The organism is Burkholderia sp. NLJ2 (assembly GCF_049487195.1).
Classification (GTDB): domain Bacteria; phylum Pseudomonadota; class Gammaproteobacteria; order Burkholderiales; family Burkholderiaceae; genus Burkholderia; species Burkholderia pyrrocinia.
In genome coordinates this window covers 2,518,917-2,539,577 of the sequence record NZ_CP137810.1, presented here as the reverse complement: position 1 = coordinate 2,539,577, position 20,661 = coordinate 2,518,917, and the positions used below count along the sequence as shown (strand labels likewise).

Annotated in this window: 19 protein-coding genes; 6 read left to right on the top strand and 13 right to left on the bottom strand. The window is 66.2% G+C overall.

Going from position 1 to position 20,661, the window contains the following annotated elements:
* Nucleotides 1–243 precede the first annotated feature (243 nt).
* Nucleotides 244–447, bottom strand: a complete 204-nt coding sequence (locus R9B84_RS33840) for a cold-shock protein (protein ID WP_174378597.1) — start codon at nt 445–447, stop codon at nt 244–246.
* A gap of 296 nt (nt 448–743) precedes the next feature.
* A complete protein-coding gene (locus tag R9B84_RS33835; RefSeq protein ID WP_423761762.1) occupies nt 744–1,028 on the bottom strand; it encodes a hypothetical protein in 285 nt (94 codons plus the stop codon).
* Between the two features lie 632 nt (nt 1,029–1,660).
* On the opposite strand from R9B84_RS33835, the gene R9B84_RS33830 reads away from it, so the two are divergent.
* Nucleotides 1,661–1,876 carry a hypothetical protein gene (locus R9B84_RS33830; RefSeq protein ID WP_423763535.1) on the top strand — a complete coding sequence of 72 codons (216 nt, stop codon included), beginning with the start codon at nt 1,661–1,663 and terminating at the stop codon, nt 1,874–1,876.
* A gap of 119 nt (nt 1,877–1,995) precedes the next feature.
* On the opposite strand, the gene R9B84_RS33825 is transcribed toward R9B84_RS33830, so the two are convergent.
* Genes R9B84_RS33825 through R9B84_RS33815 form a run of 3 tightly spaced genes read right to left on the bottom strand, consistent with a single transcriptional unit; the run spans nt 1,996 to nt 4,465 of the window.
* Complete coding sequence (locus R9B84_RS33825) at nt 1,996–2,730, bottom strand: polysaccharide deacetylase family protein (protein ID WP_423761761.1); 735 nt, start codon at nt 2,728–2,730, stop codon at nt 1,996–1,998.
* 23 nt (nt 2,731–2,753) lie between these two features.
* Nucleotides 2,754–3,320: a hypothetical protein gene (locus tag R9B84_RS33820; RefSeq protein WP_423761760.1), complete on the bottom strand. Its 567-nt coding sequence runs from the start codon at nt 3,318–3,320 to the stop codon at nt 2,754–2,756.
* Nucleotides 3,320–4,465 (bottom strand): glycosyltransferase, encoded by a 1,146-nt coding sequence (locus R9B84_RS33815; RefSeq protein WP_423763534.1) that lies wholly within the window; start codon nt 4,463–4,465, stop codon nt 3,320–3,322. The genes R9B84_RS33820 and R9B84_RS33815 overlap by 1 nt, the downstream gene beginning before the upstream one ends.
* 539 nt (nt 4,466–5,004) lie before the next feature.
* On the opposite strand from R9B84_RS33815, the gene R9B84_RS33810 reads away from it, so the two are divergent.
* From R9B84_RS33810 to R9B84_RS33800, 3 genes are all read left to right on the top strand, one after another.
* Entirely contained in the window at nt 5,005–6,309 is a 1,305-nt protein-coding gene (locus R9B84_RS33810) for a dicarboxylate/amino acid:cation symporter (RefSeq protein WP_423761759.1), read from the top strand.
* A gap of 540 nt (nt 6,310–6,849) precedes the next feature.
* Nucleotides 6,850–8,784: an SMP-30/gluconolactonase/LRE family protein gene (locus tag R9B84_RS33805; RefSeq protein ID WP_423761758.1), complete on the top strand. Its 1,935-nt coding sequence runs from the start codon at nt 6,850–6,852 to the stop codon at nt 8,782–8,784.
* 314 nt (nt 8,785–9,098) lie between these two features.
* Nucleotides 9,099–9,956 (top strand): peptidylprolyl isomerase, encoded by an 858-nt coding sequence (locus tag R9B84_RS33800; RefSeq protein WP_423761757.1) that lies wholly within the window; start codon nt 9,099–9,101, stop codon nt 9,954–9,956.
* 22 nt (nt 9,957–9,978) lie between these two features.
* Here R9B84_RS33800 and R9B84_RS33795 read toward each other — a convergent pair whose 3' ends face one another.
* Nucleotides 9,979–10,416: a GNAT family N-acetyltransferase gene (locus tag R9B84_RS33795; protein WP_423761756.1), complete on the bottom strand. Its 438-nt coding sequence runs from the start codon at nt 10,414–10,416 to the stop codon at nt 9,979–9,981.
* Nucleotides 10,417–10,459: 43 nt separating this feature from the next.
* Entirely contained in the window at nt 10,460–11,416 is a 957-nt protein-coding gene (locus R9B84_RS33790) for a hypothetical protein (RefSeq protein ID WP_423761755.1), read from the bottom strand.
* Nucleotides 11,417–11,766: 350 nt separating this feature from the next.
* Between R9B84_RS33790 and R9B84_RS33785 the strand changes: the two genes are divergently transcribed.
* Nucleotides 11,767–13,059 carry an MASE1 domain-containing protein gene (locus R9B84_RS33785; RefSeq protein ID WP_423761754.1) on the top strand — a complete coding sequence of 431 codons (1,293 nt, stop codon included), beginning with the start codon at nt 11,767–11,769 and terminating at the stop codon, nt 13,057–13,059.
* Between the two features lie 13 nt (nt 13,060–13,072).
* Nucleotides 13,073–13,888, top strand: a complete 816-nt coding sequence (locus tag R9B84_RS33780) for an alpha/beta hydrolase (RefSeq protein ID WP_423761753.1) — start codon at nt 13,073–13,075, stop codon at nt 13,886–13,888.
* 45 nt (nt 13,889–13,933) lie between these two features.
* Here the strand turns inward: R9B84_RS33780 and R9B84_RS33775 are convergent, their stop codons facing one another.
* The 6 genes from R9B84_RS33775 to R9B84_RS33750 all read right to left on the bottom strand — a co-directional run bounded on the left by R9B84_RS33775 (nt 13,934) and on the right by R9B84_RS33750 (nt 20,622).
* Nucleotides 13,934–14,956, bottom strand: coding sequence for a MerR family transcriptional regulator (locus tag R9B84_RS33775; protein WP_423761752.1), 1,023 nt, complete (start codon nt 14,954–14,956; stop codon nt 13,934–13,936).
* A gap of 175 nt (nt 14,957–15,131) precedes the next feature.
* Nucleotides 15,132–16,106: an amidohydrolase family protein gene (locus R9B84_RS33770; protein ID WP_423761751.1), complete on the bottom strand. Its 975-nt coding sequence runs from the start codon at nt 16,104–16,106 to the stop codon at nt 15,132–15,134.
* Nucleotide 16,107: 1 nt separating this feature from the next.
* On the bottom strand, nt 16,108–17,055 hold the full coding sequence (locus R9B84_RS33765) for a YncE family protein (protein ID WP_423761750.1): 948 nt from the start codon (nt 17,053–17,055) through the stop codon (nt 16,108–16,110).
* A gap of 48 nt (nt 17,056–17,103) precedes the next feature.
* Nucleotides 17,104–18,396 carry an MFS transporter gene (locus R9B84_RS33760; protein ID WP_423761749.1) on the bottom strand — a complete coding sequence of 431 codons (1,293 nt, stop codon included), beginning with the start codon at nt 18,394–18,396 and terminating at the stop codon, nt 17,104–17,106.
* A gap of 127 nt (nt 18,397–18,523) precedes the next feature.
* Entirely contained in the window at nt 18,524–19,441 is a 918-nt protein-coding gene (locus R9B84_RS33755) for a dihydrodipicolinate synthase family protein (protein WP_423761748.1), read from the bottom strand.
* Between the two features lie 8 nt (nt 19,442–19,449).
* Nucleotides 19,450–20,622, bottom strand: a complete 1,173-nt coding sequence (locus R9B84_RS33750) for an L-rhamnonate dehydratase (RefSeq protein ID WP_034181412.1) — start codon at nt 20,620–20,622, stop codon at nt 19,450–19,452.
* Nucleotides 20,623–20,661 lie beyond the last annotated feature (39 nt).

The following is a 20,661-nucleotide window of genomic DNA, read 5'->3' as shown; positions in this document are numbered from 1 at the left end:
TCTCCTGCTGCGCCGCTTGCGCGATTCGGTGAACGGGAATCGTCCGATCACGCACGCGCGGCTGGACACGCGCGCTGCGAGGGCGCTGGGCATCGGCATACGCGCACGCTCGACGTCCGGATGCGACACGGATAACCCGGTCGAGCTTGCATCGGGACGCGTGGCGTCCGCGATGGAGGCGCGTATGCGCAGGAAGCGGCAGCGACGTGCCGCTTCGCGAACGGAACTGACGGCTTATGCGGATTACAGCGGGGTGATGTTCGACGCCTGCAGGCCTTTGGGGCCGCTCTTCGTTTCGTAGCTGACTTTCTGGCCTTCGGCGAGCGTCTTGAAGCCGTCGCCGCGAATTTCGGAGAAGTGCGCGAACAGATCGTCACCACCTGCGTCAGGCGTGATGAAGCCGAAGCCCTTGCTGTCGTTGAACCACTTGACGGTACCGGTATCCATATTAGATCTCCTGAAAATGGACGAGCGTATGCGCCCTGAATGGACGCGGGAAAAAATAATCAAGGAGGGAGAGGACAACGAATACCGCAGGCCGCGGTCAATGATGGGCAGCAATCGCGCTTCTTGAATACTTCAGCGACTGACAGTACGCCTCGGCAACGAGGGTGTCAAGCGCTTTCGGCCGAGGGGCAGAACAAGCGGCTGCCCAAAAAAATCAGCATTCCGTAAAAGTGACCGAAAAATCTCCGCGCGCGGCCCTTCGTCGATCATGACCGTACGCGGCCCCTGCGGCAACGTCAGAGGGTTGCCAGCAAATGCAACTGATGCTCGGTTTCGGTTCCGGTGATCAACGTAAAGAACCCTGTTTCCCGACGCTCGATCACTGAAAGGCCCTCTGCGTCGGAGAAGATGTTCCACGCGACGTCGTCGACATGCGCGAACCTTCCGCGAGTCCGTGCGAACGCCCGCAACAGCGGGCTCGCTTCGCGGCGGAGCACCAGGCGATCGGCATTCAACACATAGGGTGGCCAGCCGGCACGCAGGACGAGGTAGTGTGGAACGGAACTGCGGTCGATTTTCATGGGCGGCGCGGTTTCTTCAGAGGGGCTTGCGTTAGGCGGTCCAACTCGTGTCGACGCGATCCCCGAGCGCTGCCTGCTTCGAAGTCGACGACGCTGCATGATGCCAACCATGAGAATCGGCTCCGATGCGCGGCCGGGTGCCCGGACGATGCCGCCCCCCGAATGCCGAACTGTCTTCCGGAACCGGCGGTAAGGCTAGCCCCACTATACGCGCTGTCGCTGCGACTCACAGGTCGCTACGGTACGAAGGCAGGCTCTGGCGACAGGAATGCGCCGGATATTTCGCTATACAAATTTATGGAACGGCGTAGCATCGAACCATCGGATGACCCATTGCCGATTCCAGCGCCTTGCTCAGCATGCCCCCCGAATGCGATCGGGCCTCTCGCCATAACCGATCGTCCGGGCACCATCGATAGTGCTGACGCTCCCCTCTTGTCCCATCGCTCGAGAGTGGCTCCGAAGGTATTCCGGAGCAACGTGCTTCCATCTCCACTTGCGGGTTGCACTTCATTCGCCGGTCTATCCGTGACCATCGCCGCGAGGCCGATGCGGATGCTTTCCTGATGTCCGACGCTTTTTCGTGCTGCTCCCGCGACAGCCTGCTCGCGGTAACCCGACAGGGAGGAGCCATGCTCTTCAATTTGACACGATTCCGGATCGATCCGACACCCCGCAGGGCGGATGGAGAGTACATCGCGCATGCGAGGATCATCACGATTCTGCTGGACGGAGGTGAGCGGGAAGTACATGCCAGCGGTGATCTGGCTGGCTTCGATGTGCGCGATGATGCGGTTGCATACGCGACAAAATGGGCCGAAGGATGGCTGACTGCCCAATTTGGTTGAGGGCAACGGGTCACTCGTCCGAAGTGTTCGCCGCAGGATCGAACCGCAATGCGCAAGAGGCTGGTTTTGTCAGCAAGCGAGGTCGAAGCGATCGCGCTGCGACCGCTTTGTGCCCGGCGCTACCCGCGCTTGCGCGCACGCCAACGCGCGCACTTGAACAGCAACCGAAACGCACCGACACCGCCTGCCACCGGAATTCGCGGCAACAGAAACGGATCGTCGGACGCATCGGCGCAACCGCGTCGGGTCGTCGTCGCGTTGCCGTACCCGGCGGCGGCGACCTGATCGCGGACGCGCGCATCCAGATCGCCGTACGGATAGCAGAACGATTCGACGCGACGGCCGCCCAACGCTTCGAGCCGCCGCTTCGATTCGGCTACCTGAACGCCCGACACGTGCGCCGGCACGCGCGACAGCGGGACGTGATCGAGCGTGTGCGAGCCGATTTCATGGCCGTGATCGCGCCACGCGAGCATGTCCTCGAACGTCATCAGCGGCGAGCGCGCGGTATCGGCACCCGCATCCCAGTCGTTCTCGCCGCCGAACCGGCCGGCGACGAAATAGCAGGTCGCGGTGAACCCGAGTTCGTCCAGCACCGGCATCGCGTGCGTGAGCACGTTGAGAAAGCCGTCATCGAACGAAATGCCGAAGACCTTCCCGCTGCGCTCGCCGCGCAGATACGGCTGCAGTTCGCGCACGCTCAGGCCGCGGTAGCCGAGCCGCCTGAACAGCGTCATCTGGCGGCGGAATGCGTCGGGCGCAACGCTCAGGCTGCGCAGCCGGTCGGTCGGCGGCGGCAGCGGGCGTATCTGGTGATACATCAGGATCGGATGGCGTGTGGCGGACAGAAGCATCGGCGGATCGTGACAACGCAGGGTTACGCGGCCTTGCGGAAAATCCGCAGGGTCTTGAAGCTGCCGACCTCGGTGAAATCGGCCTCCGCCGCCCATTGCTCGATGATCGATTCGGCCTTCCGGTACGCCGACGAGCCCTTGTAGAACAACAGGTGACCTTCGCGTGCGGTATGGCGTGCGAACAGGTCGAGCACTTCCGCGTCGGTCTGCGCGCCGTAGCGGCTGTTCGTCTCGTCGCGGAATTCGCACAGGTGGAACAGCGTGACGACGTCGAACGACGGCAGCAGGTCCGAGTTGCTGGTATAGATGTCGCCGAAATAGGCCAGGTAGGTCTTGCTCACCTCCGGTTGCCGCGTGACGAGATCGACATACGACTTGTATTCCTTCGGCGATGCCGTCACGCCGAAGACCGTGTTGTTCAGGTGCGGCCGCGCGCATTCCACGCCGACATGGTGGTGGCCGCCAGTGCCGAAGTGGAAGATGCGGATGCCGTTGAGGCGAACGGATTCCAGCCACTCGACGAAGTGCACGTCGCACGGGCACTCCTGCGTCCGCAGGTCCCAATACTTCTTCCAGATATTCATGGTCATTACATGGACCTCAAGGATGTCACCCAACGATACGGGTTGTGTCGAACCGATTTCTGATAGACGGACAAAGTCGCATCGACGAATCTGTCGAACGAGAACTCGCGCTTGCCTTTCAGCCGCGCGCTGCGTCCCATCGCGCGGACGCAGCCGGGCTCGCGCACGATCGCGCGCAGGATCTCCTCGATCGCTTCGGGCTCGCGCGGCGGCACGACCCATCCGTCCACGCCCGGCTCGACGTTCTCGGGCAGCCCGCCCACGCGTGTCACGATCGCGGGGCAGCCCAGCGACATCGCTTCGCGGCACGCGTACGACAGGCTCTCGTGGTACGACAGCACGAACGACACGTCGATGATCGAGAACGGCGTGCAGACGTCGTCGAGCCGTCCGGTGAACGCCGTGCGCGACGTCATGCCGTGCCACGCGATCTGCTCGCGCTGCGCGCCGGACGGCTCCGCGCCGACCAGCAGCACGCGAAACCGCTCGCGCTCGTGTTCGGGCAAGCGGCCCAGCGCCGCGATCAGATCCATCCAGCCTTTTTCCGGCGCGGTGCCGGCGCTGCTGCCCAGCACGATCGCGTCCGCGCCGGACGGCCCGAACAGCGCGACCTTGCGGCGGCGGATCTCGTCGCTCGCCAGGCGTTCCGCGGCCTGCCTGCGCACGCCGTGCTTGACGACCGTGACGTTCCCGTACGGCGACCGGAGCGCGAGCATGCTCGCCACGTAGTCGCTGACCGCGATGGTGTGGTCCGTTGCCAACCGTGCGCGCAGCAGGTTGCCGAAGCTGTCGGCGCGATACGTGTTGTGCTTGGTGAGCACGACTGCGGGCCGATACCGGCATCCGAGCAGCGCCAGCATCACCTGCCGGTGATCGGCGGACCCGTTGACATGAATGACGTCGAAGCGCTCGGCGACGATCCGCTGGCGCAGCCGGACAAGCTCCTGGCACAACCGGTTCCAGCGCGGTTTGAATTCCATGTCGAAGATGGCCACGTCGGGGCTGCCCTTCAACAGTCGCGACAGGCGGCTTCCCTCCGGCGACGCGACCGTCACGCGGTGGTGCCGGCTCATTGCGGCGGCGAGATCGCGGACGTAGGTATCCTGACCGCCGCCATAGTCGCCGTGGAAGTTGGTGTACAGAATGTTCATCACGATACCGATTTCCCCGTTCATTCATTGGGAGGACTGCTTATCAAGCGAACGACTTGCTGTGTCTGGAACAATGAAATGACTCGAACGCGGTTCCGCATGCCCGACTCGCGATCGCGCATCGCCGCTCGGGTGTAACGGCAACGCGAATTATTTCGGAATATTACATAGAGGTTACGCGCGGTAGTGTCGAGGTCTGCGCATCTTTGTGAGAATGTGTCGCGATCGTCTTCCTGTGTCGGCGTCGGTCGGCTCGGGCGGCCTGTCCGTCGAGATCGCAGCGCTCGACGGCCGCTCGCGCCGTTCGGCCGGATCGCGACAAAACCCGCCTTTTCGGCGCCGAATGGACGCAGATCAACCCTCTCTGCTTTCAGATTTGAAAGCATTCGCGCCATTTGCGTTAGAATGCCCCCCCTGTCCGCCCTGGCGACGCCAGAAGCGGACCTGTCGCACGCATGGCGACGTGGGTTCCGATTCGCAGCCGGACGCGAATGATTTTCCAGCCGTTAGAAGCACACGCTCTGTAATTTGGATTGCTAATGAAGAAGAGACACAACATCACCAAGTACATCGTCGTCGCGATGATTCTTGGTATCGCAGTGGGTTACGCGTGCCATAGCGCGTTTCCCGACCCGAAGATGGCCAAGGAAGTCGCCGGCTACGTGTCGTTGCTGTCCGACGTGTTCCTGCGATTGATCAAGATGATCATCGCGCCGCTGGTATTCGCGACGCTGACCGTCGGCATTGCGCAGATGGGCGACGGCAGCGCGGTGGGCCGCGTGGGCGTCAAGGCGTTCGGCTGGTTCTTCATCGCGTCGTTCACGTCGTTGCTGCTCGGCCTGCTGACCGCGACGATCCTGCAGCCGGGCAGCCACCTGAGCCTGCCGTTGCCGGCGTCCGATGCGGCCCTCAACCTGAAGACGGGCGCATTCACGCTGAAGGATTTCGTGGTTCACCTGGTGCCGAAGTCGATCGCCGAGGCGATGGCGAACAACGAAATCCTGCAGATCGTCGTGTTCTCGATCTTCTTCGGCACCGCGCTGTCCGCGCTCGGTGAATCGGGCAAGCGCCTGACCGGCGTGATCGACGATCTCGCGCAGGTGATGCTGAAGGTGACGGGCGCGGTGATGTGGTTTGCGCCGGTCGCGGTGTTCGCGGCGCTGGCGTCGACGATCACGACCGAAGGGCTCGGCATCCTGCTCACGTTCGCGAAGTTCATGGCGAGCTTCTATCTGGCGCTGGCGCTGCTGTGGGGCGTGCTGACGCTCGCCGGCGTGGCGTTCCTCGGCAAGCGCACGTTCACGCTGATCCGGCTGATCCGCGAGCCGTTCCTGCTGTCGTTCGCGACGGCGAGCTCCGAGGCCGCGTATCCGAAGCTGCTGGACGCGCTCGACCGCTTCGGCGTGAACCGCAAGATCTCGAGCTTCGTGCTGCCGATCGGGTATTCGTTCAACCTCGACGGCTCGATGATGTACTGCACGTTCGCGGTGCTGTTCATCGCGCAGGTGTACGGCATCCATCTGCCGCTGGGCACGCAGATCACGATGCTGCTGATGCTGATGGTGACGTCGAAGGGGATGGCGGGCGTGCCGCGCGCGTCGCTGGTCGTGATCGCGGCGACGCTCAACCAGTTCAACATGCCCGAGGCGGGGCTGCTGCTGATCATGGGCGTCGACATGTTCCTCGACATGGGGCGCTCGGCCACCAACGCCGTCGGCAACTCGATCGCGGCTGCCGTGGTCGCGAAGTGGGAAGGGCAGCTCGACGCGCCGCGCGACGACGTCGATCCGGACGGTGGGCGCGTCACGCAGGTGAAGGTGCCGGAGACGTCGGCATCGGCATGATGCGCGGCAACGCGGCGGTCGCGGCGCGTTGCTGGCTCCGCGGTCAATGACTATCGCCGGCCTGGATTCGAAACGGATTCAGGCCGGCGATTTGTTTTGGGGTAACGATTCCGCATTGCATGCGGTCGCTATTCCCCGATTCTCCGGAAACCGCATTCGCAGTTTCAATCTGTCGTCGTCGAACAAGCGGCGATATTCCCGCAGGCGCACCGCCTGATCCCTCCGATTTCCCCCATTCCCGTTCGAGCGCGCAAGTGAAAATTCACTGCCGCACAGCCGCGCACGCCGTCGGGGTGCCTGATTGCCGCGGGCAATGCGATCGAAGCCGATCCGGCGAAAAGCGCGACTGCACGAGCGGTTCGCAATTTTTTTCGATTTATATAACGCTATTCTCGCGCTGCTCATTATCGAAGGCATGCCGCACGTAATACCGACTGCGCCGGATGATTCGGTGGAAGAATTGACGCATCGCGGATTTCAAGCCATCTGCCCGGCCGACCCCTCATGTGAATGTTTGCCCCAGTCAGGAGAGCATCAGTCATGGTTGCTGGAAAACGTATTCAGGCTGCGCTTCTTGCCGCAGCGATCGCCGCGATCGCGCCGGCCGCTCACGCAGGCAACACCACCGACTGGCTGGCGAACACGTACGGCACGCTCGCGGCCCACGTCGGCAACGTCGCGCGTTCGATGTGGGTCACGCCCGAAGGCGTCATCTACACGGCGTCGATGTGGGACGAAGACGAAGGCGGTGTCGCGATCTACCAGAACGGCAAGAGCGTCGGCTCGATGGGCACGCATTCGGAATTCCAGGGCAGCGCGATCACGGGCAACGCGACGTCGCTGTTCGTCGCGCTGCAGCCCGGCAAAACTTACGGCAGCGGCGCGGTCGGGCGCTACAACCGCGCCACGAAGTATCGCGACCGCGTGATCCAGATCAGCGCGGCGACCAACCAGCCGCGCATTGACGTCGTCACCGGGCTCGCGACGGCCGGCTCGCTGCTCTATGCGAGCGACTTCTACGGCAATCGCGTGCGCGTGTTTACCATCGACGGCGTCTGGCAGCGGGACATCAACGTGTCGGGGCCGGGCGCGCTCGCGGTGGATGGCGCGGGCAACGTGTGGGTCGCGCAGAAGAGCGCGGGCTCGGTCGTCGGCTTCAGCCCGGCCGGCGCGCTGCTGAACACGATCCGGATGCCGGCCGGGTCGCAGCCGTCGGCGCTGGTTTTCGATGCGGCGGCCGGGCAGCTGATGGTGGGCGATGAAGGCCCCGACCAGAACATCAAGCGCTATACGGTGACGGGCCGGCCCGCGCTGGCCGGCACGTTCGGCGTGCGCGGCGGTTATCTCGACACGACGACGGGCATCAAGGGGCAGGTCGGCGCGCAACGCTTCACGCGCATCGCCGGGGTCGGCAAGGACAGCGCCGGCAATCTGTATGTGCTCAACAACCCGTGGGGCGGCAGCTGGGACCTCGGCCGCAACGGCGCCACCGACATTCATGCGTACAGCAGCGCCGGCAGCCTGCGCTGGACGCTGCAGTCGCTGAACTTCGAAGGCATCGCCGCGCCGGACCCGGTCACGGACGGCGCGCTGTTTTATGGCGGCACGCACGTGTACAGCGGCAGCGCGGGCGGCACGTTCGTCGCGAACACCGTCGATCCGTTCGCGTACCCGTCGGATCCGCGCATCAACATGAGCGACACGCAGCGCGACGAGCATTTCGGGCTGCTCACGTCCGTCGGCGCGAACCGGATCCTCGTCGCGGCGGGGCAGAACCCGCCTGTCTTCTACTTCTTCCATTTCAACGCGGCGAACGGCTATATCGCGATTCCGGACGGATCGATTCCGGGCCCCGCGTTCAACACGACGCAGCGCGTCACGAGCGGGTTCAGCCTCGACAGCAAGGGCGGCGTGTGGGCCGGCCTCGACAAGACCGGCGCGATCTACCACTACCCGCTGACCGGTTTCGACGCGAGCGGCAAGCCGTCATGGGGGCCGGGCGTCGCGACCCGCGTTCCCGCCAGCATCCAGCCGCTGACGCGCCTCGTCTATCTTGCGGACAGCGACACGATGGTGCTCGCGCAGGGCGCGGTCGGGACCAACGACTGGACGTCGATCGGCACGCGCATCGAGGTGTATCACGGCTGGAGCGCGGGCAACACGACGAAGCCGGATCCGGTGATCACGCTGCCGCACAGCGGCGCGAAATCGATCGACGCGGCCGGCAACCACCTGTTCGTCGGCTACTGGTTCAGCAGCAGCGGGCCGCTCTGGCCGAACGTCGACGCGTTCAACCTCACCACCGGTAACCTCGACACCACGCTGGTCAACGCGAGCCCCGCGACCGTGGATACCAGCAGCGCGATCGATGCGATGTACAGCATTCGCGCGTACCGCCGATCGAACGGCGAGTACGTGGTGATGAAGAACAACGTGAAGGGGAACAGCATCACCGTGTATCGATGGACGCCTTGACGGCGGTGCGGCCGGTGCCGGTGAAGCATGCCTGTCGCCGCTTCGACCGGCGGCCGGGCCCGCGAAGCAACGATCGTATTCGACGTTTCCGATGAACGGCGCGCGCAACGCGCACCTCGCCGCCTTCGGCGGTCGTCCCCAACCTTCCGACGCGTCAACGCGGTTCCGTGCACAATGACAGCGGCACGGGCGGAGGCTGCCTGTGCTCGCGATGATGAACCTGAATGAATGAACGGTTGCACCGGCGTATTGCAGCGGCGGCGAACCTGCGCGGCAGCCCATGCCGCGTTCTTTGAGCACGAAGCGACGAAACGATGAAGATGAAAACGACACCGAACCGCCTGTTGCTGATTGCCGTGCTGGCCGGCGCGCTGAGCGGTCCTGTCCACGCACAGACGGCGGCTGCGTCGCAGCCGTCCGGCGCGACGGCAACCGTCGCGACCGTCAACGGCACGGCGATCACGCAGGCGGACGTCGATGCGGTGCTGCGTGCGTCGGGGCAGCCCGACTCGCCGCAGATCCGCGACGCGATCAAGCAGCAACTGATCACGCGCGTGCTGGTTCAGCAGGCCGCCGAGAAGGCGAACTACGCGGACAAGCCCGAGGTCAAGGCGGCGATGCAGCAGGCGAAGGCGGCTGCCGAGGTGCAACTGTACGTGCGCGACAACCTGAAGCCCGAGCCGGTGACCGACGAACAGGTCAAGGCGCGCTACGACGCACTCGTCGCGGCGCTCGGCAAGAACGAGTACAAGCCGAGGGTGATCGTCGTCAAGGATCCGGCGACGGCGGCGACCGTGCTGAGCGAGCTGAAGTCGGGCAAGTCGTTCGACGGGCTGGCGCGCCAGTACAGCATGGCGCCAAGCCGCGATGCCGGCGGCGAGCTGCCGTGGGTGAGTTTCAATACGCCGGCGGCGGAAGGCAAGACGGCCGGATTGCCGCTGCCGATCGCGCAGGCGCTCGAGAAATTGACGGTCGGCGCCGCGACGAAGGATTCGATTCCGGTCGATGGCGTGCGGGCCATCGTGAAGCTGGATGCGAAGCGGCCGACGCAGGTGCCGGGCTTCGAGACTGCGAAGCCGGTGCTTCAGCAGCAACTGCAGGCGATTGCGGTCGAGAAGGCGAGCGCGCAAATGATGAGCACGCTGCTGAAGGACGCGAAGATCACGCAGTAAGTCGGCGGCGAAACGGCGGGCGCTACGCGCGCCAGATCATGCTCGCGCTCGTTTCCGTTTCCGACTCGATGCGAAAGCCGAGCCGTTCGTAGAGCCGCCGCGCCGGGTTGCCGTGCAGCACGCTGAGCGATACCGGCACGTTCGCGTGTGCCGCGTCGCTCAGCAATGCGCGCAGCACGGCCTCGCCGATGCCCTGGCCCTGGTGCGCGGGGAGGATCTGGATCTGATGGACGTGCCATTCGCCGGCGGTGCGCGCCACCTTCAACAAGCCGATGGCGGTGGCGCCTTCGCAGACGATCATCGCGTCGTCGAAATGCGCGCGGATGCGCCGGTCGTGCGCTTCATCGTCGGTCGGTGCGCCGACGCGTTGCAGATGCCCGGTCATCGTGAGCCGGCGGAGGGTCAGCAGGAAGGGGAGGTCCTCCAGGGACGCAGGACGCAGATCGATCGCCGGTTTCATGATGGATGACGGGTTGCGTTGGGAGCCTGGCCTTCGACGCGGATCAAAGGCCGGGCAACTGAATCTGCAGGCCGGCCGGGCGATGTTCGAGGACATCCGTGACCTCGTATTCGGTTTTTGCGCCGTCCGAAGTTTGCCACTGCTGCATTCGGACATTGCAGACGAGCACGTCCCCCTTGCTGAAGCTGATCTGGCTGTTGTTCACGCGCGACAGGAAGCGGGTATCCGTGATCGCCGCGTGAATCGTCGATGAGCCGTCGTACAGTCGCCACGTGTTGTCGTCCTTGAACGCGAGCGACACGATCGAGAACGCCATCTTTCGATGCTCGTCGAGCAGGAGCGCATCGGCTTGTTCCGGCGCGAGAAACCACGCGATCTCGTTGCGGGTGACCGTCTCGATGACTTCCGTATCGGTGCCGGCCGCGAACATCACGATGCCTTCACGCGCGAGCGGCGCCAGGACTTGTGCGGTCGCGTTGCGAACGCGAACGTCGCGCAGCAGGGTGAGGACGGGCAGGTCGATCTCGAGCGCGTCGCCGTCGACGTGCAGCACCGCGGTGTGGTCGTGCATCCGCACTTGCCGGATCTCGCGCCCGCGCAGCCATTTGAGAGCGGCGAAGAGCCCCTTCCTTGCCCGGGGCGCGGCGATGCCGAGCGCGGTGAGGATCGTGACCGCATTGGCGAGCGCCGTGCTTTCGTTGCCGCTCAGCATGTCGCGCATGCGGCCGAGCAGCGATGTCGCGAGCGTGAAGTCGATGCCGAAGCTGCCGGTCTTGAAGCTGCCGCGCACGTTCACCTGCGGCCGAACCTGATCGCCGCACAGCGCGCGGGTCGACGCGTCGAGCAAATCGCCGATTGCAAGCAGCGCGGGTGCAAGTTCGCGCACGTCCATCTCGGACGATTCGAGCGCGGGCCCGTCGTACGTGACGCGAAATCGGCTCATGGCATCAAAGGGGCCGATATCGGCCGGGCCGGTACGGTTTCCATTGCATGTGGTCATACGGAATGGTGGCTGGAGACGTGGACGATACCTGAAACGAACGCTTTCGGATGCCTTTCATGTCAGGCGTGATCGACCGGCTGCGCGCGATTTTGGCCGTCCGGCCAAGACAACATGCGGACGTGTCGTGATAGCGCCCGGCAAACAACGAACTTTTCCGATACTTTCGCGGTCACAATCGCCAGCTTGCGGGCGCGCCGGCGCCCCGAACGCGCGTCCGGCTCCCGGTATTCCACCGCCGAACCCGTCCGCATATCATGCGCACATCGCGTACGTGCCGGCCAGAGGCGCGTCGCCGCTTCCGAGCGGCGGCGCGCTCGCCCGCACGGCGCAGCACACAGGAATCCTCGATGGACACCAAACGTTCCCGCCCGGGGCTCGTCGCGGCGCTGCTCTGGGCGGCGCTGTACCTCGCGACCGGCTACATCTCGCACGAGTTCAACGGCCCCGTCCGGCTGACGGGCTATATCTGGCTGCCGGCCGGCGTGACGGTCGGCGCGTTCATGCTGCGGCCGCTGCGCGAATGGCTGACGCTGGCCGGCGCGTTCCTCGTCGGGCAGCTCGCACTGACGGCGATCGAACACGGCAGCCTGGTCAATGCGATGCTGTTCACGGTCGACGAAGTCGGTGCGGCCGCGCTCGCGGTGTGGCTCGTTCAGCGCGTGCGCTTCTCGCTCGAAGGGCTGTACTTCCTGCGCTCGGTGATCGTCGCCGGGCTGATCGCGGGCGTCGTCGGCGCGATCGGCGGCGCGGCGTGGTACGCGATGCTCAAGGACGCGTCGTTCTTCGACGTGTGGTTCGTGTGGGCCGCATCCGATTTCGTCGGCGTGCTGCTGGTCACGCCGGTGCTCGCGTCGTGGTCGCGCTTTCGCGCGCACCGTTCGGGCGATCACGAACGCTTCGACCTGATGCTCGGCGTCGTCGCGTTCGTGCTGCTCGCGATCGTCGCGCTGGTGATCTTCGACGGCGACACGTCGCAGAAATTCGGCACGGGTGCCGGCTTCGCGTTCACCTATATCCCGCTGTTCCTGACCGTCGCGGTGACGCTGCTGCTCGGCGGCCGCGCGGGATCGTCGTCGGTGCTGGTGTTCGCGCTGATCGTGATCGAGCAGACCGCGCAGGGCGACGGCCCGTTCGCGTCGCTCCACGAGCACTACGGCAGCGCGCTGCTCGAGGCGCAGCTCTATCTGGCGGTCGCGTCGCTGCTGGTGCTCGCGGTGAGCACGCTGAAGACGACGCGCGAACGCGTGCACGAGCATGCGGCGGTGCTGCAGAACAACATGGAGCTCGCGCTCGCGAGCGCCGGCCAGATCGCGTACGTGCTCGATCCGGCCTCGGGGCGGATCGACTGGAGCGGCGACGTCGAGCGCGTGTTCGGCGTCGGCGTCGATGCCGCGCAGATCGCGAGCGTGCCACTTGTGCTCGAACGCGTGCAGCCGGGCGATCGCGCCGCGCTGAGCGACTACTGGGATGCTGAGATCGCGGGCGAGGATCGCGCGTCGCTGTCGCTGCGCATCGTGCAGCGCGACGGCGGCACGCAGACGATCACCGATCACGGCGCGCCGCTGCTCGATTCGAACGTCGACGTGACGGTGGTCGCGGGCGTCTGGCAGATCGAGCGCGTGTGGCCGGCGGACGAATGAGCGGACACGCGTCATGACAGGTCGCACGGGCGTCCTGCTGATCCACGGGCTCGGCGGCACGCAATACGATCTCGGTTCGCTGCACAAGGCGATGCGGCGCGCGGGCGGCGACACGCACATGATCACGCTGCCGGGGCACGGCACGCGCCCCGAGGATCTGGTCGGCGTGCGTGCGGAGGCGTGGCTCGACGCGGTGATCGAGCAGTATCGCGCGCTGGAACGCGAGTACGACACGCTGCATGTCGCGGGCATGTGCATGGGCGCGCTGGTCGCGCTGCTGCTGTGCCACCGCGTGCAGCATGCGCGCGGCCGGCTCGCGTTGCTGGCCACGCCGGTGTTCATCGACGGCTGGTCGACGCCGTGGTACCGGTCGCTGCGGCACGTGCTGTATCGCGTGCCGGGAATTGCCGAACGGATGCGCGTCGAGGAAGGCGAGCCGTTCGGCATCAAGAACGCGACGATCCGCGCGATCGTGAAGAAGAAGTTCGAGCGGCAGGACAGTTTCCACTATCCGTGGGTGCCGCTCGCGTGCGTGCGGCAGGTGGACCGGATGCGCGACTGGGCGCTGGATGCCGCGGCCGGCACGCGATGCCCGACGCTCGTCGTGCATGCGCGCGAGGACGAACTGACGAGCCTGCGCTCGGCCGATTTCCTGCTGGAGACGATGCCCGACGCGCGCGGGATCGTGCTGGAGAACAGCTACCACATGATCTGCGCGGACAACGATCGCGACGATGTCGCGCGGCACGTGCTCGCGTTCTTCGGGTTCGATCCGGGGCATGCGGTAAGCCCGGCGATGGCGCGCAGGATGGGGCGGCTGGAGACGTGACGATGGGGCGCCGGAATGTTGCCGGCGCCGGGAACCGATGACGGCTTATGCCACTTCCGGCCGACGCGCGATTCGCTCCCGAATCTCCGGCGATGCCAGGCACGTGGCAACCGCTTCGTAGCCAGGCGCACCCGGGTAGGGCGCGACGCGCGAAGGCGGGCTGTGATTGGCCGGGCACAGGATGATGGTTTCGTTCGTGCCGACAGCCGACAGATCTAGGATCGCCGACGAGCGCGTCAGAACGAACAGCGGCCGCATCCCGGCGGTCGCGCGCTCGCGCAGATGGGCGATCAACGCCTGCTGCGTGGGCCGGTCGAGATCCTGTTCGATCATGTCGACAACCAGCGCGCGCGGGCCTTCCGCTTCGAGACTGACGAGCAGTGCGGTCAACGCCGCCGACGGCGTCGCGCCGTTGCCGGCAAGCGTGGCCGATGCGCGATCGACGCGCGACTTCAATTCAGGATCGACGCGCAACGCATCGCGTGCAGCAGCGCCATCGTTGTCCAGCCGATCGAGGCCCACGAACACGGCGCCGGGCAGCGCGTCGGCCAGCCGACGCGCCAGCCGCGTCTTGCCGCTTCCCAGCGAGCCGATGATGTAGTTCAACGGCCGGATATCGCGACACTCGAACCACTCTCCGCCCCACGGCCACGGCAGGCTGAACGCGACGCCGGTGCCGATATCGTCGAGCAGCCGTGTCAGTTCGCCGTCGGCCGGCATCCGGCCGCGCGCCAGGCCGGCGCGGATCGCACGCACCCTGTCGACCTTGCACACGAGATCCTGAATGCCGTGGTCGAGCGTGGCTTCGTGAGCCGCCAGCGCGTCGTCGAGGCTGCGCGCGTCACCGTCCAGCACGCTCGCCACCTGCGCGAGGCTCAGGCCGAGCGCACGCAGCGCCGCGATGTCGGCCGCGCGTGCGAGGTCGTCCGGGCCGTACGCGCGGTATCCGGCCGGCGTTCGTTCCGGCGTGACGAGGCCGTGCTGTTCATACAGCCGCAGTGCCTTGATCGATACGCCGAGCCGCGCGGCGGCCGCCGATGCGTTCAAACGGGGCGTGGATGTGCGCATCCGTCACCTCTCTCTGCTGTCGATGGGTTGCGCTCAGCATAAAGGCGATCCCAAGGGCCGGGTCAAGCACGATTTCTCGCGAAGGGTCGAGTACGCGACCGCGCTGCCACTTGGTCGGCGGCCGTGGCCGGGCGATGCCCGATCGACGGGATGGGGAAAGGCGCGGAAAGCAGCGTTATCCGCGAGCCGGCCGGGATGGCGCGTCGAGCGCAATCCGGTAAACGCGGATCGCGTTGTCATGCCAGATCGCGCGGCGTGCCGCGTCGTCGAGGTTCGTCATCGCGCGGGCGAACGTGCGCAGCAGCGCGGGATAGGACACGCGCAGGCCGGCCACCGGGAAGTTGCTGGCGAACAGGCAGCGTTCCCAGCCGAAGATCGCGATCGTGTCGCGAATGATCCGCGCGTTGTCCGCGTCGTTCCATGCGGCGTCGCGCAAGCCGAGTTCGGAAATCTTCACGACCACGCGCGGCGATGCCGCGAGCGCTTCCATGCCGCGGCGCCAGCGCGCGAGCCCTGCGTCCGAGCGATCCCACGGCAGCCCGGCGTGTTCGAGCACGACGTCGACAGCGGGTGCGTCGGCGAGCAGCGCGGCCGCGTCGCCGAGATGCCAGAACGGCACGCGCAGATCCCAGCACAGGCCGTGCGCGGCGACGCGTTCCAGCGCGGCCGGCCAGCGCGGATCGTGCAGCGTGCCGGGCCCGTCGACGGGCGCATCCGGCGACGATGCGGTGCGCGGCTTGAAGCGCACGCCGCGCACGCGCGGCCACGCGGCCTGTTCGGCGAGCCGTTCGTCCGCATCGCCGGCCAGCAGGTCGACCCACGCGACGACTGCCGACGGCAGCCCGTGCGCCGCCGCGACCTCGTGCAGCCAGCGCGTTTCCGCCAGCGCTTCGTCGCGTGCGCGTTCGGCCTCGACATGCACGCTGGCGACAATCGGCGCGCGTTGCGCCGCGTGCCGGAAATCGTCCACGCCGAAATCGCGGCACAGCGCCGCGTAATCGCCGAACATGAAGCGCGACGGATCGTAGTGCGTCTGCAGCCACGGATAGTGCGCACCCGCATCGAGCCGCCACAGGTGGTGATGCGCATCGACGAGCGCGTCCGGCATGCCGTCGGGCGGCGATCCTTCGGGCGGCGCTCCGTCGCGCATGTCAGCGTGCTCCCGCGAGCACGTACGACGCATCGGGCTCGCGCAGCGTCGCCAGCGCACCGACGAAACGCCAGGTATCGAGATCGAGTTCGCGCACGTAGTCGTCCTGGAACGACACGTAGGCGACGCGCCGTGACGGATGGAACGACAGCGCGGTCGGGTTCGCGGGCAGCGCGATGCGTTCGATCTCCTCGAGCTGGCGTGCATCGAACACGGAGATCGATCGTTCGCCCGAATTGGTCAGCAGCAGCAGGTCGCGGCCGTCCGGCGCGCTCGTCCGGTAGATGCGGTTCGGATCGCTGCGCGTCTTCACGCGGCGGCCGCAGGTCATCGTTTCCGTGTCGATCTCGACCAGCGTGTCGTCGCCGCGATTCGCGACGAACAGCGTGCGCTCGTCGGCCGACAGCGCATTGCCTTCCGGGCGCGGGCCGGGCATCACCGCGCGCGGCGCGACCGTCGCGTCGCGCGGATGGAACTGCGTGACCGTGTTCGACAGCAAGTGCACGCCGTACGCGCGGCTCGCGTCGCGCGTCAGCGTCACGAGGTGCGTCTTCACGCCGCCGGACGGCACGGCCATGTTCGGCACCGGCTGCCGGGTCGGCTCGTCGAACACGAGCAGCATGTCGTGCGCCTCGCTCATCGCGTACAACCGGCCGTCGCGGTCGCTCGCCATGCCGTGCGGCCGGTAGTACGGCCACAGGTCGAGCATGCGCGTATGCGTGCGTTCGACGAGGTCGATCTCGGCGATCCGGTGGTCGCCTTCATGGCCGCGCGTCCACGCGGTCTCGATCCCGAAGATGCCGACGTACGCGTAGCGGTTGTTCGCGTCGACGGTGAACTCGTGCGGGAAGTTCGGCAGCACGATGTGCTTGAGCGCGGCTTTCGTGTCGAGGTCGTAGAAACTGAAGGTATGGGCGCATTTCTGCACCAGCAGCAGGATGTCGTTCATGGTGTCTCCGTCATTTCGTTCGCGGGGCTGCATGTCAGGTATCAGGGTTCAGTCCTCGCAGCGCTTCGGCAGCGTCAGCGCGAGCAGGCCGGCCACCGCGAGCGTGACCGCGAGGCTGAGCACGCCGGCCGCCGCGCTCACGTGCTGGGTCAGCACGCCGACCGCATACGGGCCGCAGAACCCGCCGAGATTGCCGAGTGCATTGATCAGGCCGCGCGCGCTGCCGGCCGTCTCGACGCTGCAGAGCTTCGGCGGAATCGCCCAGAACACGCCGGCGGCCGCCTGCAGGAAGAAGCCGCAGCCGATCAGGAACGTGAACGACACGGCCATCGACGCATGCGTGAGCACCGACAGCGCGAGGCACGCAGCGAAGCCGACGAGCGGCAGCAGCACGAACAGGCGGCGCTTGCCGGTTCGGTCAGACAAATACGACGTGACGAACATCCCGATCACCATCGCGACATACGGCAGCATCGCGAGCAGGCCGACCTTTCCCATCCCGCCGTGCGTGAGGTTTTTCAGCAGCGTCGGCAGCCACATCGTATAGCCGTAGATGCCGACCTGGTAGCAGAAGTTGATCGCGATGAGCAGCCAGATCGTCGGGTTGCGCAGTATCTCGCCGAACGAGGCGGCGGCCGGCGCGCCGGCCGCGCGCTTGCGTTCCTGCTCGTCGCGCAGCGCGTCGAGGATGTACGCCTTCTCGCGCGGCGACACCCAGCGCGCGGTTTCCGGGCCGTCGTCGGCGAACATCATCCACGCGACCAGGCACAGCAGCGACAGCGCGCCCGCGCTGAAGAACAGGTGACGCCAGTCGTACGCGGCGAGGATGAGGCCGGACAGCGGCGCGGTGATCATGCCGGCGAGCGGCACGAACATGATGACCATCGCATTCGCGCGGCCGCGTTCGCGGTCGGGGAACCAGTGGCTGACCATCGTGAGCACGACGGGCAGCATGCCGCCCTCGGCCACCCCGAGCAGGAAGCGCAGCGCCAGCAGCTGCCAGGTATGCGTGACGAGCCCGGTCAGCACCGACAGCACGGCCCAGCTCACGAGCGACCACCCGATGAATGTCTTGCCGCTGCCGAGTGCCGCGCGCCGGCCGCCGGGAATCTGCAGGAACAGGTAGCCGAAGAAGAATATGCCGCCGGCGAGGCCGGCCATCGTCGCGTCCATGCCGAGCTCGGCGTTCATCCCGCCGGGCATCGCGAACGCGATGTTCACGCGATCCATGTAGGAAATGATGCACGCGAGCAGCAGCGGCGGAATCACGCGCAGCCAGCGGCGGCGCGGAATGGCTTCGCCGGCTTCGTATGCCGGGGTGGCCGGGGTCAACAGGGTCATGGTGTCTCCATCCAGTTTGGGTAGTCGGCCGCGGCGGCCTTCTGATGAGCCGCTGTCCTGCCGTGGCGAGCCGGCGGGTGCCGGCCGCCGGCGCGCAACGCCTGCGCGTCGCGCGTGCATTCGATGTCTAGCGTCCCCAGCGCAACACGAGCGGGTCGAGCCGGCGCGCGACGTCGAGCAACCCGGCACGCACCTGCGGATGCAATTCCGGCCACGGCGCGCGCGGCCGGTCGCACGCGATCACGCCGCCTTCCCGCATCAGCGCCTTCGCGGTCAGGAAGCCCGACTGACGGTTCTCGTAGTTGATCAGCGGCAGCCAGCGCGCGTACTGCTCGCACGCTTCATCGCGGCGCCCGGCGAAATACGCGTCGGTGATCCGGCGAATCCCGTCCGGATACCCGCCGCCCGTCATCGCGCCGGTCGCACCGGCATCGAGATCGGCGAGCAGCGTGATGCCTTCCTCGCCGTCCCACGGCCCCTCGATCGCGTTGCCGCCGAGCGCGATCAGCTCGCGCAGCTTCGACGCGGCGCCGGCCGTCTCGATCTTGAAGTACGACACGGCATCGATCTCGCGCGCCAGCGTCGCGAGGAACGACGCGGTGAGCGCGACGCCGCTGGCCGGCGCGTCCTGGATCATCAGCGGAATGCGGAGCCCGTCGGCCGCTTCGGCGAAGAACGCGCGAACCTGCGCTTCGGGCACGCGGAACGTCGCGCCGTGGTACGGCGGCATCACCATCACCATCGCCGCACCGAGTGCCTGGGCGTGCCGGTTGCGCTCCGCGCAGATCCGCGCGCTGAAGTGCGACGTCGTGACGATCACCGGCACGCGGCCCGCGACGTGCTCGAGCGTGGTGCGCGTGATCAGGTCGCGTTCGTCGTCGCCGAGCGCGAATTGCTCGGAGTAGTTCGCGTGGATGCAGAGACCCTGCGAACCGGCATCGATCATGAAGTCGAGGCAGCGGCGCTGGCCGTCGAGATCGAGTGCGCCGTGCGCGTCGAAGATCGTCGGCGCGACCGGAAAGACGCCCTGGTAGCGTGCGTTCATGGCCGGCCTCACTCGACGATGTCGAACTGGTCGAGGAATTCGGTCTTCAGCGTGAGACCGAGGCCCGGCACGTCGTCGCGCAGTTGCAGGAAGCCGTTTTCGGCCACCGGCTCGCCGTCGAAGATGTAATAGAACAGCTCGTTGCCGACCTCGACGTCGAACATCGGGAAGTATTCGCTCATCGGCGACGCGAGCGTGCTCATCGTCAGGTGATAGTTGTGCATCTGGCCCGCATGCGGAATCACCGGCACGCTGTACGCCTCGCACAGCGCGTTGATCTTGTGCGCCATCGTGATCCCGCCGACGCGGTTCGTGTCGTACTGCACGACCGACACGGCCTTGCGGTCGAGCAGCTGCTTGAAGCCGTACAGCGAGAACTCGTGCTCGCCGCCGGAGATCGGAATGCGCGTCAGCTGGTTCAGCTCCGCGTAGCCGTCGATGTCGTCGGCGATCACCGGTTCCTCGAGCCAGCGCGGCTGGTATTTCTCGAGCTTCGGCAGGATGCGCTTCGCGTACTCGAGGTTCCAGCCCATGTAGCACTCGAGCATCAGGTCGTTGTCGTAGCCGATCACCTCGCGGATCGCCGCGACCGACTTCAGGTTCTCGACCACCCCCTGCTGCCCATGCGCGGGCCCGTAGCCGAAGCGCATCTTGAACGCGCGGAAGCCTTCCTTCAGATACTGCTGCGCCTCGTCCTGCATCGCCTTCAGGTCGGTGCGGTAGAGCTTCGAGTAGTAGCAGGGAATCTTTTCCTTGGTGCGGCCGCCGAGCAGCTTGAACACCGGCTTGCCGACGCTCTTGCCGAGGATGTCCCAGATCGCGATGTCGACCGCCGAGATCGCCGCCATGCCGATGCCCTTGCGGCCCCACGCGTGGGTGGCGCGATACATCCGCTGGTTCAGGTATTCGTAGTCCCACGGATCATGGCCGATCACGAGCGGCGCGAGGTACTGGTCGATGATGACCTTCGCGACGTGCGGCGCGAGCGCGACGTTGCCGAGGCCGACGATGCCGTCGTCGGTCTCGACTTCGACGACCGTCCACGAATGGAAGCGGAACGTGCTCATCGTTTCCTGCGGCGCGTACAGCAGGTCCATCGCGTTTGAACAAAAGTTGCCTTGCGGCGGGACGGTCTTGCCTTTCCATTGGAATACGCGGGCGCGCACGGAACGGATCTTCATGATGGTGTCTCCAGGATTCGGTGTTGTCGTGTGTAAAGG